Raw genomic sequence first — 13,135 nt, 5'->3', positions numbered from 1 at the left:
CTTTGTCTAAAGAGGTATATATAGTTCGAAGAAAAAGACACTGTGGGGCAATATGATTGCCCCACGTCTTGCCATTAATGCTTGATAATATACAAGTCTTTAACGTGGATATTATCCATCGGGTCTTTACCGGAGTATCCGCCAACCCATGGTTTCACCAGGCGGGCGTTAACATAGTAATAAACCGGTACAATCGCAGAATCTTTATCCAGCTGCTGTTCCGCTTTCGAATACAGTTCGCTGCGCTGCGCTTCATCCGTCACTTTCAGCGTATCCGCAATCAGCTTATCAAATGCCGGGCTCTTATAGTGGACGGTATTATTGGAGCTGTCGGACAGCACCATATTCAGGAAGGACGTCGGTTCGTTATAGTCCGCACACCAGCCCGCACGTGAAACATCATAGTTGCCCTGATGGCGCGTATCGAGGAACGTTTTCCATTCCTGGTTTTCCAGCTTCACATTAGCACCCAGATTTTTCTTCCAGATAGATGCCGCGGCAATAGCCAACTTCTTATGCAGGTCTGAGGTGTTATACAGCAGATCAAAGGTCAGCGGTTTCTCAGCGGTATATCCGGCCTCAGCCAGCAGTTTCTTCGCTTCTTCATTACGTTTTTCCTGAGACCACTTGAACCACTCTGGCTCAACCAGTTTCGCACCATCGGTGTATGGAGGAGTAAAGCTATATGCTGGCAGGTCACCCTGGTTTTTCACTTTATTGACGATAATGTCACGATCCAACGCCAGCTTCAGGGCGGTACGAACACGAACATCGTTGAACGGTGCTTTCTGGTTGTTGATTTCGTAATAATAGGTGCACAGATACGGGTCAACGTGGACTTCGTTCGGGATCTCTTTTTTCAGTTTCTGGAATAACTCAATCGGCATGTTGTTATAGGTCATGTCGATTTCACCGCTGCGATAGCGGTTAACGTCAGTCACTTCAGAAGAAATAGGCAGGTAGGTTACCTGGTTAATAACCGTTTTGGCGTTGTCCCAATAGTTGGTATTACGCTCAAGCACAATGCGCTCGTTTACAACCCAGTCTTTCAGTTTATACGCACCGTTAGTAACGATGTTAGCGGGCTGGGTCCACTTCTCGCCAAATTTTTCAACAGCCGCTCTGGGAACCGGTGAAACGGAAGAGTGCACAAGCAGTTTGTAGAAATAAGGAACTGGTTCGCTGAGGGTAACTTCAAAAGTATGATCGTCGAGAGCTTTTACGCCCAGATCGGTGACCGGTTTTTTACCGGCGATAATATCATCAATGTTGACAATATGACCGTACTGCAAATAACTGGCATACGGTGATGCAGTATTTGGATTTGCCAAACGTTGCCAGCTATACACGAAATCTTGCGCGGTAACAGACGTGCCGTCAGACCACTTAGCATCTTTACGCAGATGGAATGTCCAGACTTTAAAATCTTTATTTTCCCATTTTTCAGCCACGCCAGGCGATGGTTTGCCATCGACATCACTGATTAATAAACCTTCAAACAGGTCACGGTTAATGTTGGATTCAGGTACACCTTCGATTTTATGGGGATCGAGTGATTGCACTTCCGAACCGTTATTACGCACCAGAGTCTGCTTTTCAGCAAGCTGCACACCCGCTGGCACTACTGCCGCCGTGGCAACATTTCCTGCGACTAGCGCAGTTAAGATCCCCGCAGCTACTAAACTTTTTTTAGTGATGTTAGTCATTGTGTTGTACTCCCTCATTATTATGGCTGGTTTTTTAACCAGACTGTTAATCCTGTTAGGATCCCTGTACGGCACCGGAGATTTTCTGCCGTCAGGTGGTTTATTGTTTTACTGCTTGCTATCACCGACTTTATTTATTCTGGCGATTCGTATGACCGCCTTGCGTCGATTCTCTACGTGCCTCCCCTGCCGGAAACACGCTATTACCCTGTTGAGAGAAACTAACTGCAAATGATTCTCATCAACGTGAATTCTTCTGCATAATACCTGGCCGGAAAGTATCAAATGCGTTTCTTAACCGCCAATACATTTTACAAATTTGTTAACCAATTCTCTTTTATTGGAAATAAATCTCACTTAAAAAGTCTTACGAATGAAGATTTATTATGGGAAGTTCACAAAAATCAATGCATTATGTCGACCATGGTGTTAACCATCCTTTCCTAAGTCAACGCCATGTCAAAATGCACATAAATTTAACAATTGGTTATTAATTAGCACATTCATCTGAAATAAAGGCTGAAATAACTAATAACATTTCGATAATCCTTCAGCAAGCCCCAGAGTATGATGTTAATAAAATAACAGCAGTATCGGTCTTCGCCGGGCGTACTGGGACGTGTTATATCTTTAGAATCAATGGCTAACAGGAGAGTTAATCATCAGCATTTTTTATTATTGCTCTGCTGATTTTCAACTTTAGTGAGAAGTTTTACTGATAATGAAATGAAACGGAGCCGGACACGACTCCGTTTGCACAGAAGAGAGGTTTCAGGCCAGCAAACCAGGGAAAATGGATTTGATGCCTGTAACGATAAATTCGATACCCAAAGCCATTAACAGCAGCCCCATAATACGCGTAATGACGTTGATACCGGTTTGGCCCAACAGGCGCACTAACCATGGTGCCATGCGGAACAGCCCCCAGCAGCACAGGGCAAACAACGCAATCGCTACAAAAAAGCCAAACAGGTTAATCGCACTATGATATCGCGTACCCCAGACAATAGTTGAGCTTATCGCACCCGGTCCCGCCATCAACGGCAGTGCCAACGGTACAACGCCGATACTTTCACGGATTGCGGTTTCTGATTTTTCCTGTTTGTTTTGTTTATCTTCCCCTAGTTTTCCGCTAATCATTGACATCGCGATAGTCACAACCAGAATACCGCCAGCGATCCTGAACGAGTCAATTGAGATGCCGAATAGTTGCAGGATACCATCACCAAGAAACAGCGAAGTCCACAGGATGATTGCGACCGAAAGGTTTGCCGTGAGGTTGGTTTTGTTTCGTGCTGCGGCAGTTTGATAGCTGGTCATACTGATAAAGACGGGGATGATCCCTACCGGGTTGACCAACGCAAATAACCCAATGAAAAATTTAAAATAGACAGGAAAATCAAATAGCGTTTGGATCACGGTTAGCTCCGAAGCGTTAGCCGGATAAAATGAGTCATAAAATTGATAAAATCCGCGCTGAAGATACGCCTTTTGTCAGCATACTTCACCTTCTATCTTCGTATATCAATGTAAATACGCTACCAATACTCAGTGTTATTAATATGTATTAAATATGCTAATGTTATTAGCATTCATTACGTCAATTTATTAACACTTAACGAGAAACGCTAAAAGGGCCTGCTGAAAGGTGTCAGCTTTGCGAATTTTTGATCCAGATCACGCAATTACTACTCAGAAGTGAGTAATCTTGCTTACGCCACCTGGAGGTAACGCGTTAGAGTTAACAGGCGCTAGCGTATAAGCTCTTTTAGTAAATCAAAGTAAAGTGGACGTTAATTAACCGTTTGATTTTCAAACCATTACACAAATTTTCGTCGGTCTGTCTATACTCTCGTATCGAGCAGATGATTTACTAAAAAAGTTTAACATTATCAGGAGAGCATCATGGCTGTTACTAATGTCGCTGAACTTAACGCACTTGTAGAGCGCGTAAAAAAAGCCCAGCGTGAATATGCCAGTTTCACTCAAGAACAGGTTGACAAAATCTTCCGTGCCGCCGCTCTGGCTGCCGCAGACGCTCGAATTCCTCTCGCGAAAATGGCCGTTGCCGAATCCGGCATGGGTATTGTCGAAGATAAAGTGATTAAAAACCACTTCGCTTCTGAATACATTTACAACGCTTACAAAGATGAAAAAACCTGTGGTGTGCTGTCTGAAGACGACACTTTTGGTACCATTACCATTGCTGAACCGATTGGTATCATCTGCGGTATCGTTCCAACCACTAACCCTACCTCGACTGCAATCTTCAAATCACTGATCAGCCTGAAGACCCGTAACGCCATCATCTTCTCTCCGCATCCGCGCGCAAAAGATGCAACTAACAAAGCAGCTGACATCGTTCTGCAAGCAGCAATCGCTGCTGGCGCACCGAAAGATCTGATCGGCTGGATCGATCAACCTTCCGTTGAACTGTCTAACGCGTTGATGCACCACCCGGACATCAACCTGATCCTTGCGACCGGTGGTCCAGGCATGGTTAAAGCGGCATACAGCTCCGGTAAACCGGCTATCGGCGTAGGCGCAGGTAACACCCCTGTTGTTATCGACGAAACCGCTGATATCAAACGTGCTGTTGCATCTGTTCTGATGTCTAAAACCTTCGATAACGGCGTAATCTGTGCTTCTGAGCAGTCTGTCGTCGTGGTTGACTCCGTATATGATGCAGTACGTGAGCGTTTTGCGACTCACGGCGGCTACATGCTGCAGGGCAAAGAGTTGAAAGCAGTTCAGGACGTTATCCTGAAAAATGGCGCGCTGAACGCAGCTATCGTTGGTCAGCCGGCATACAAGATTGCTGAACTGGCAGGCTTCTCCGTACCAGAAACCACCAAGATCCTGATCGGTGAAGTGAAGGTTGTTGACGAAAGCGAACCGTTTGCTCACGAGAAACTGTCTCCGACGCTGGCAATGTACCGTGCGAAGGACTTCGAAGACGCAGTTATCAAAGCTGAAAAACTGGTTGCAATGGGCGGTATCGGTCATACCTCTTGCCTGTACACTGACCAGGACAACCAGCCAGAGCGTGTTGCTTACTTCGGGCAGATGATGAAAACCGCACGAATCCTGATCAACACCCCTGCTTCTCAGGGTGGTATCGGTGACCTGTACAACTTCAAACTCGCACCTTCCCTGACTCTGGGTTGTGGTTCCTGGGGTGGTAACTCCATCTCTGAAAACGTTGGTCCTAAGCACCTGATCAACAAGAAAACCGTTGCTAAGCGAGCTGAAAACATGTTGTGGCACAAACTTCCGAAATCTATCTACTTCCGTCGTGGCTCTCTGCCAATCGCACTGGATGAAGTGATTACCGATGGTCACAAACGTGCGCTGATCGTGACCGACCGCTTCCTGTTCAACAACGGTTATGCAGACCAGATCACCTCCGTTCTGAAAGCTGCTGGCGTTGAAACCGAAGTGTTCTTTGAAGTTGAAGCTGATCCGACTCTGACCGTTGTTCGCAAAGGTGCTGAGCTGGCTAACTCCTTCAAACCAGACGTAATCATCGCACTGGGTGGTGGTTCCCCGATGGACGCCGCGAAAATCATGTGGGTTATGTACGAGCACCCGGAAACTCACTTCGAAGAACTGGCACTGCGCTTTATGGACATCCGTAAACGTATCTACAAGTTCCCGAAAATGGGCGTAAAAGCGAAGATGGTTGCAGTTACCACCACTTCCGGTACCGGTTCTGAAGTGACTCCGTTTGCGGTCGTTACCGACGATGCAACTGGGCAGAAATACCCGCTGGCAGACTATGCGCTGACTCCGGATATGGCGATTGTTGACGCCAACCTGGTTATGGATATGCCGAAGTCACTGTGTGCGTTCGGTGGTCTGGATGCGGTCACTCACGCTCTGGAAGCTTACGTTTCAGTACTGGCGTCTGAGTTCTCTGACGGTCAGGCTCTGCAAGCGTTGAAATTGCTGAAAGAAAACCTGCCAGCGTCTTACCATGAAGGTTCTAAGAACCCGGTAGCGCGTGAGCGTGTACACAGTGCAGCAACTATCGCCGGTATCGCGTTTGCTAACGCCTTCCTGGGTGTATGTCACTCAATGGCGCACAAACTGGGCTCTCAGTTCCACATTCCTCACGGTCTGGCGAACGCCCTGCTGATCAGCAACGTTATTCGTTATAACGCGAACGACAACCCGACTAAACAGACTGCATTCAGCCAGTACGACCGTCCGCAGGCACGCCGTCGCTACGCTGAAATCGCAGACCATCTGGGTCTGAGCGCACCGGGTGACCGTACTGCCGCGAAAATCCAGAAACTGCTGGGCTGGCTGGAAGAAATCAAAGCTGAACTGGGTATTCCTAAGTCTATCCGTGAAGCTGGCGTTCAGGAAGCTGACTTCCTGGCACACGTGGACAAACTGTCTGAAGATGCGTTTGACGACCAGTGTACTGGTGCTAACCCACGTTACCCGCTGATTTCTGAACTGAAACAGATCCTGCTGGATACCTACTACGGTCGTGAGTATAGCGAAGGTCAGACCGCCGCTAAGACTGAAGCAGTAGCTGCACCGAAAGCAGAAAAGAAAGCGAAGAAATCCGCTTAATTTGCTCAGATAAGTTTTAGTTTCATCATAAACGGTCCCAATTGGGGCCGTTTTTTTTCGTCTTGTGTTATGAAAATCGGGGAATACACAATTTAACCATGTGAATAGAATGGCAGTGTAAGAGATGTAATCAGGAAGATGTGAGACTAGCCGTCAGAAGAGAGTCTGACAGGGTAGAGAACATTGACGAAGGTTCCGGCCTACCCTTTGTTTAAAAGCGCTCAGAAGCGTACAGGGTTAATCGTGGCTGTGTCGTTCTTGTATCGCCGTCAGAGAGCCCTCAGACTGCGCTTGTTTGTAGTGTTTACGACATACCGACACATAGCGTTCATTCCCGCCGATAACCACCTGCTCGCCCTCGTTATAAGGTCTTCCAGCCTGATCAAGGCGTAATACCATGCTGGCCTTACGGCCACAGAAACAAATGGTCTTTAATTCAACCAGTTTATCTGACCACGCAAGCAGGTATTCGCTGCCACCAAATAACTCACCACGAAAATCAGTGCGTAAGCCGTAACACAAAACAGGAATATCCAGTTGATCGACAACTTCAGATAATTCATAAACCTGTTGTCGGGTCAGAAACTGAGACTCATCGACCAGTACACAGTGAATTCTTTGCTGCGCATTCTCGGCGCGAATCTCTTCGAACAATGATGAATTTTGGTTAAACAATTTTGCAGGTGACGACAGACCTATACGCGAACTTACTTTTCCAGCACCAAAACGGTCATCAATTTCCGCTGTATATACAACGGCACGCATCCCACGTTCCTGATAATTGTACGAAGATTGCAACAATGCAGTCGACTTACCTGCGTTCATTGCAGAATAGTAAAAATATAGTTGTGCCATTGACCGAAGGCCCTCACCCGGGGAAATAAATATGGGCTGGATTGTATCATATTTCACGAACATGTCGGTGTAGCGTTGGTCGCAAAGGCGTATAAATGAGCGGGCAAGCTCGCACAGTGCCGCCTGAATTTAAGTAACGGATAGTGAGAGAGCATACAACCATCGACCAAACAGCCTGTGCTCGGACGCGTATATACACACTCTTTCACAAATAGTGCTCATGAAATTTATCAATGTCACTTATCATCATACGGCAATAAAGAAACCCTTCCCATATTGTTATTGAATCTACCCACTATCGCCATGTATTAGCGAATTCACGTAAGCAAAACTAATACAAAAGGTTGAAATCACTGCAAAGAGATACTATTTGTACACCATAAAATGTGACCTGAATCTTGAATTTTTACTCTCAGCCGCTGAGAAGCCCCCTCGCCAATAAGCCTTTTTTATGCCCAACATCATGGGGAATTTAAGACAGGAGAATTAATTCTGATACTAAATAAAGCGCAATTTTGAATTCCTTACATTCCTGGCTATTGCACAACTGAATTTATCGCTCTATTATTAGCTCAACAAACCACCCCAATATAAGTTTGAGATTACTACAATGAGCGAAGCACTTAAAATTCTGAACAACATCCGTACTCTTCGTGCGCAGGCAAGAGAATGCACTCTGGAAACGCTTGAAGAAATGCTGGAAAAATTAGAAGTTGTAGTTAGCGAGCGTCGCGAAGAAGAAAGCGCTGCTGCTGCTGAAGTTGAAGAACGTACTCGTAAACTGCAACAATATCGTGAAATGCTGATCGCTGACGGCATTGATCCGAACGAATTGCTGAATAGCATGGCTGCTGTTAAATCTGGCACCAAAGCTAAACGCGCTGCACGTCCGGCTAAATATAGCTATGTTGACGAAAACGGTGAAACTAAAACCTGGACTGGCCAGGGTCGTACACCGGCAGTGATCAAAAAAGCGATGGAAGAACAAGGTAAACAACTGGACGATTTCCTGATCAAGGAATAATTCAGAAATAGTTTGCTTAAAATCCCGCCACTGGCGGGATTTTTTTTACCGGTACTTCGTTCAACCCTACCCGGATTAGGTATAAAAAAAACGGCGCTGTTAATACAGCGCCGTTCTGACCAGATAATACCAGAAGGTTACTTCTTAATACCCATCTCGTCTTCCAGCCAGGCTTTAAATTCGGCGCCGAGAGTATTATGGCGAATACCATATTCAACGAACGCCTGCATATAGCCCAGTTTATTACCACAGTCATGGCTTTTGCCCTTCATGTGATAAGCTTCAACCGTCTCTTTTTCAATCAGCATATCGATAGCATCTGTCAGCTGAATTTCATCACCCGCTCCCGGAGGGGTTTTAGCCAGCAGAGGCCAGATATCGGCACTAAGAACGTAACGACCCACAACGGCCAGATTAGAAGGCGCAACATCAGCTTTTGGTTTTTCAACCACGCCAACCATCGGAACGCTTTCGCCCGGGGATAATTCAACGCCTTTACAATCAACAACACCATAAGCCGTAACATCTTCTACCGGTTCAACCATAATCTGGCTGCTACCTGTTTCATCAAAACGATGAATCATTTCGGCAAGGTTGTCGCGGGATAAATCAGATTCGTATTCATCAAGAATTACGTCCGGCAGGATTACAGCTACCGGTTCATCGCCAACCACAGGGTGCGCGCACAATACCGCGTGGCCCAGACCTTTAGCCAGCCCCTGACGCACCTGCATAATAGTCACATGTGGCGGACAAATAGATTGCACTTCTTCCAGCAGCTGGCGTTTTACACGTTTTTCCAGCATCGCTTCAAGTTCAAAGCTGGTATCAAAGTGGTTTTCAATGGAATTTTTAGACGAGTGAGTTACAAGTACAATTTCAGTGATGCCCGCAGCAATACATTCGTTTACGACGTACTGAATTAATGGCTTATCAACCAACGGTAGCATCTCTTTCGGGATTGCTTTCGTAGCCGGTAACATCCTGGTTCCTAATCCCGCAACCGGGATAACGGCTTTTTTGACTTTTGAATTAAGGGCAGCCATTTAAAACTCTCCTGGACTGTTCATGTATTGAACGTGTTCATCATTCTGTATCGCATCCGAGTATATCAGTACAGCGACAAGATTCTGGTCTGAAAAGGACGCGCGTCGGTATAATTAAGATAAATACGAATAAAACTGGCGCTGATAGTAGCACTCACAGCATGAGGAGGGTGAACCAATTTCATTTACACGCCTCTCAATTGTTCATTCTGCAGACAACATCAAGCGCAGGCGACCTCCCGCCCCCCAAATTTGGCATTGCCATGACTCACAATGTTGGCTCAGCTGATTAAGATACGTATTACCTAAGGTACCCAGCGGAACGCCATTGCTGATTTGCACTTGGTGGGAACCTGTATTTAATGTCGCATTCAGCCCTGCCGATACCAGAATCAGATTTTTTAATCCGCTGTGGTAATACCCCACCAGCAAGGGAAACTGCCCTGGTAAATTGGCTTGCCGCAACAGATGATTTACCTGTTTCAATAACGTACCTAGCTCTGGCAACCGTTGATTTTGTTGTGTCAGTTGCTCCTGCAGTAAACCATTAAATAGCGCTCGCAGTAATAATGCAGCCAGCACGCCATTATCCCCTGCCCGCGTCACATCAAGGCAATAGAATGCAAGGTCATGATCCGACAGCGGCGCAATATCCAGCACCAGCCCCGGTTGGTCGGCTGCCACCAATTGCCGATAGTTAATGCGACAGTGCGAAATCACTTGCGACACTGGAGGCTGTAATTCTTTTAGCAGCTTCGCGGCGGCGGCAGGATCGTCCACCATCGCATCCCAGTCGCGAAATAGCCGCTCTTCTTCTTCCACACGTGAATTAAACATATTGGGATAAAGACAGGCAAAGACGGTTTCTCGCAAGCGATTAAGGTCTTTCACCGGCTTCAACAGGACGTCATCCACACCGAGTCGTAGCGCTTTGGCTATGTCGGACATGTTTTCCGTCGCAGAAATCACCAGTATCGGGGTCTGATCGCCACGATTGCGTAAATACTCAACCAGTTTGAGACCGTTCATTCTTGGCATAGCCAGGTCGCAGATCATCAGGTCGGGTTTAAAATGCCCAAGCAAGTCCAGTGCTTCAAGTCCGTCACCAGCTACCGCCGTTGTCGCTCCCAAAGAGGAAAACCATGAGTCCATGAGTGAGCGAAATACCGGCTCATCCTCAACGATAAGAATCTGTTTTCCGACCAATGGCTGCGTCATATTCTCCCCCCTGACTGGCTTTAATAAATAGTGGCATGCTATTGCCACTCACGCCTGTCAGAATTAGCTTAAGTGTTGATAAAAAATGCGTTAGACGTTGGTTTTCACTAGGGGTAGAAGCTCATCCATTTTCTTCTCGACCGCTAACTGCCCGGCAGCAATTGCCGCACTGGCGCGGTGAAAATCCAGCGTGGATATTTGTGGACAAAACGGCTGAATCAGAATGTCTGGAGGGTCACCGGCCATGCGGTTACGTTTCAGTCGGTTTTCCAGAACCTGAATAGACGTCGTCATGATCTCCATCGCCGTAGGCGCAGTTACTGCACGCCTGGCCGTAATGTTGCTCAAGCGTTCTTTCAGACGGGCATGCCATGAGAGTTCGTCAGCATCATCACCCGATTCGGCATCGCTATTGACGTTGAAGGAGAGTAAATCTTGTTGCATGAGATGCGCATCGTGTTGCAGGTCGACCGCTATAACAATATCGGCCCCCAACGCGCGAGTCAGGGAGACAGGGACAGGATTCACCACCGCACCATCGACCAGCCAGTAACCATTGTGCGCAACAGGTGACATCAGGCCAGGAATACTGCAGGAGGCCCGGACAGCCAGATGTAAATCACCTTCGGTGAACCAAAGTTCCCGACCCGTACTCAGATTGGTGGCCACTGTTGCAAAACGGCGAGTACATTGCTCAATTGCTTCTACCGGCATCACATTACGGTACTGATTGAATACCCGTTCACCGCGCAGTAAACCTCCCCTGCGCCACGAGAGATCCATCAACCGTAAAACATCCCAATAGCTGAAAGAACAGACCCACTTTTCGAGAGCAGGCAGCTTATTGCAGGCGTAGGCAGCGCCAACCAACGAACCGATGGAGCACCCTGCCACGATATCAACATCAATACCCATATGCTTAAGGGCTTTAATAACGCCAATATGCGACCAACCTCGCGCCGCGCCGGAACCTAGCGCCAGCCCAATTTTTATTTTTCTCATTATACGTACAAACTTCCCCTGGCTTGCAGACGTAGCAACATCGCTACCGCTCAGTTAACATAGTGCCACTCTGGCGTTTTTACGCCGTTTTTATATTCCAGGGAGTACTTTGTGTCTCAGCTTTGTCCCTGTGGTAGCGCTGTCGAGTATAGCCTATGTTGCTACCGTTATGTGTCCGGCGCGCAAGTAGCACCTACGCCGTCACACCTCATGCGTTCTCGTTACTGTGCTTTTGTGATGAAAGACGCAGATTACCTTATCAGAACCTGGCATCCGGATTGTCATGCGGCCGAGTTTCGCGACGACATTATCGCAGGATTTACTCATACCGAATGGCTTGGACTGACCGTTTTTGAACAAGAAACGGCAGACACAGAAAATATCGGCTATGTCAGTTTTGTCGCACGGTTTTCTGAACAAGGTAAAACAGGTGCAATTATCGAGCGCTCTCGTTTTTTAAAAGAAAACGGTCAGTGGTACTATATTGACGGTACACGCCCTCAAATTGGACGAAACGATACCTGCCCTTGTGGCTCAGGTAAAAAATTTAAAAAGTGCTGCGGCTAATCAACGCCCGACAGTATCAATTTTGCAAACATTCTCAACAGGATCACCGCTGCAAATGCATTCATTACAACGAAAAGTGCTGCGTACTATTTGCCCGGACCAAAAAGGTCTGATCGCGCGCATAACGAATATCTGTTACAAGCATGAACTGAACATCGTGCAGAACAATGAGTTTGTGGACCACCGTACCGGACGCTTTTTTATGCGCACCGAACTGGAGGGCATTTTTAACGACGTCACGCTGCTTGCCGATCTGGACAGCGCCTTACCTGAAGGCTCGATTCGTGAATTAACCCCAGCAGGCCGCCGCCGCATCGTCATTTTGGTCACCAAGGAAGCGCATTGCCTGGGCGATTTATTAATGAAGGCCAATTACGGCGGGCTGGATGTTGAAATCGCCGCGGTGATCGGCAATCACGAGACCTTGCGTCCTCTGGTTGAACGGTTTGATATTCCGTTTGAGCTGGTGAGCCATGAAGGTTTAACACGTGACGAACATGATGAGAAAATGGCTGATGCTATCGACGCCCACCAGCCGGACTATGTCGTGCTGGCTAAATACATGCGCGTTCTGACCCCGACATTTGTTTCACGCTTCCCGAATAAGATTATCAATATTCACCATTCATTCCTGCCAGCATTCATTGGTGCTCGTCCATACCATCAAGCTTATGAACGCGGCGTGAAGATTATCGGCGCAACGGCCCACTACGTGAATGATAACCTCGATGAAGGCCCAATCATTATGCAGGACGTGATCCATGTTGATCACACCTACACCGCCGAAGATATGATGCGCGCGGGTCGCGACGTTGAAAAAAATGTATTAAGCCGTGCGCTGTATCAGGTTCTGGCTCAACGCGTCTTTGTTTACGGTAACCGAACGATTATTCTGTAATCGATTGATAAGTTAATTGGTTACCTTTACATCTTTACGTGTAAAAATCAGGCAACCAGTTCTTTTTTATCAACGGAATGCTTTACAGGGGCGCATCATTTGATATGATGCGCCCCGCTTCCAACGGAAGCAGGCCAGTAATTAGCATTACCCCGTGGTGGGGTTCCCGAGCGGCCAAAGGGAGCAGACTGTAAATCTGCCGTCATCGACTTCGAAGGTTCGAATCCTTCCCCCA

General features: G+C 47.2%; 10 protein-coding genes. 4 read left to right on the top strand and 6 right to left on the bottom strand.

The genetic code is table 11. From position 1 onward, the window contains the following. Nucleotides 1-74 precede the first annotated feature (74 nt). Together oppA and ychE are read right to left on the bottom strand one after the other, a co-directional pair. Nucleotides 75-1,706 carry an oligopeptide ABC transporter substrate-binding protein OppA gene (gene oppA / locus OGY13_RS11650; RefSeq protein ID WP_213752334.1) on the bottom strand — a complete coding sequence of 544 codons (1,632 nt, stop codon included), beginning with the start codon at nt 1,704-1,706 and terminating at the stop codon, nt 75-77. Between the two features lie 771 nt (nt 1,707-2,477). Continuing rightward, a complete protein-coding gene (gene ychE, locus OGY13_RS11645; RefSeq protein ID WP_003020714.1) occupies nt 2,478-3,125 on the bottom strand; it encodes an NAAT family transporter YchE in 648 nt (215 codons plus the stop codon). A 486-nt stretch (nt 3,126-3,611) separates the two neighbouring features. Between ychE and adhE the strand changes: the two genes are divergently transcribed. Continuing rightward, nucleotides 3,612-6,290, top strand: a complete 2,679-nt coding sequence (adhE, locus tag OGY13_RS11640; RefSeq protein ID WP_008784953.1) for a bifunctional acetaldehyde-CoA/alcohol dehydrogenase — start codon at nt 3,612-3,614, stop codon at nt 6,288-6,290. Nucleotides 6,291-6,527: 237 nt separating this feature from the next. Here the strand turns inward: adhE and tdk are convergent, their stop codons facing one another. Next, nucleotides 6,528-7,145 (bottom strand): thymidine kinase, encoded by a 618-nt coding sequence (gene tdk / locus OGY13_RS11635; RefSeq protein ID WP_008784954.1) that lies wholly within the window; start codon nt 7,143-7,145, stop codon nt 6,528-6,530. Between the two features lie 610 nt (nt 7,146-7,755). Between tdk and hns the strand changes: the two genes are divergently transcribed. Continuing rightward, a complete protein-coding gene (gene hns, locus OGY13_RS11630) occupies nt 7,756-8,169 on the top strand; it encodes a histone-like nucleoid-structuring protein H-NS (protein ID WP_003020723.1) in 414 nt (137 codons plus the stop codon). Between the two features lie 137 nt (nt 8,170-8,306). Here the strand turns inward: hns and galU are convergent, their stop codons facing one another. The 3 genes from galU to rssA all read right to left on the bottom strand — a co-directional run bounded on the left by galU (nt 8,307) and on the right by rssA (nt 11,435). Further along, nucleotides 8,307-9,215, bottom strand: coding sequence for a UTP--glucose-1-phosphate uridylyltransferase GalU (gene galU, locus OGY13_RS11625; protein WP_003020727.1), 909 nt, complete (start codon nt 9,213-9,215; stop codon nt 8,307-8,309). A gap of 204 nt (nt 9,216-9,419) precedes the next feature. Further along, nucleotides 9,420-10,433, bottom strand: a complete 1,014-nt coding sequence (rssB, locus tag OGY13_RS11620) for a two-component system response regulator RssB (RefSeq protein ID WP_032943688.1) — start codon at nt 10,431-10,433, stop codon at nt 9,420-9,422. Between the two features lie 90 nt (nt 10,434-10,523). Continuing rightward, nucleotides 10,524-11,435, bottom strand: coding sequence for a patatin-like phospholipase RssA (rssA, locus tag OGY13_RS11615; protein ID WP_008784956.1), 912 nt, complete (start codon nt 11,433-11,435; stop codon nt 10,524-10,526). 111 nt (nt 11,436-11,546) lie between these two features. On the opposite strand from rssA, the gene OGY13_RS11610 reads away from it, so the two are divergent. Continuing rightward, complete coding sequence (locus OGY13_RS11610; protein WP_008784957.1) at nt 11,547-12,002, top strand: YchJ family protein; 456 nt, start codon at nt 11,547-11,549, stop codon at nt 12,000-12,002. A 55-nt stretch (nt 12,003-12,057) separates the two neighbouring features. Further along, complete coding sequence (gene purU, locus OGY13_RS11605; RefSeq protein WP_048224038.1) at nt 12,058-12,900, top strand: formyltetrahydrofolate deformylase; 843 nt, start codon at nt 12,058-12,060, stop codon at nt 12,898-12,900. The last annotated feature ends 235 nt before the right edge of the window (nt 12,901-13,135 follow it).

The sequence above is a fragment of the Citrobacter sp. Cpo045 genome (assembly GCF_030332875.1).
Lineage (GTDB): Bacteria > Pseudomonadota > Gammaproteobacteria > Enterobacterales > Enterobacteriaceae > Citrobacter > Citrobacter portucalensis.
The sequence above is the reverse complement of the archived record's forward strand: the minus strand, read 5'-3'. Positions and strand labels throughout refer to the sequence as shown.

Excerpts from the sequence above, each read along its gene's own strand:
- tdk (WP_008784954.1), bottom strand. The coding sequence starts at position 7,145 with ATGGCACAACTATATTTTTACTATTCTGCAATGAACGCAGGTAAGTCG.
- adhE (WP_008784953.1), top strand. The coding sequence starts at position 3,612 with ATGGCTGTTACTAATGTCGCTGAACTTAACGCACTTGTAGAGCGCGTA.
- oppA (WP_213752334.1), bottom strand. The coding sequence starts at position 1,706 with ATGACTAACATCACTAAAAAAAGTTTAGTAGCTGCGGGGATCTTAACT.
- hns (WP_003020723.1), top strand. The coding sequence starts at position 7,756 with ATGAGCGAAGCACTTAAAATTCTGAACAACATCCGTACTCTTCGTGCG.
- purU (WP_048224038.1), top strand. The coding sequence starts at position 12,058 with ATGCATTCATTACAACGAAAAGTGCTGCGTACTATTTGCCCGGACCAA.
- rssA (WP_008784956.1), bottom strand. The coding sequence starts at position 11,435 with ATGAGAAAAATAAAAATTGGGCTGGCGCTAGGTTCCGGCGCGGCGCGA.
- rssB (WP_032943688.1), bottom strand. The coding sequence starts at position 10,433 with ATGACGCAGCCATTGGTCGGAAAACAGATTCTTATCGTTGAGGATGAG.
- galU (WP_003020727.1), bottom strand. The coding sequence starts at position 9,215 with ATGGCTGCCCTTAATTCAAAAGTCAAAAAAGCCGTTATCCCGGTTGCG.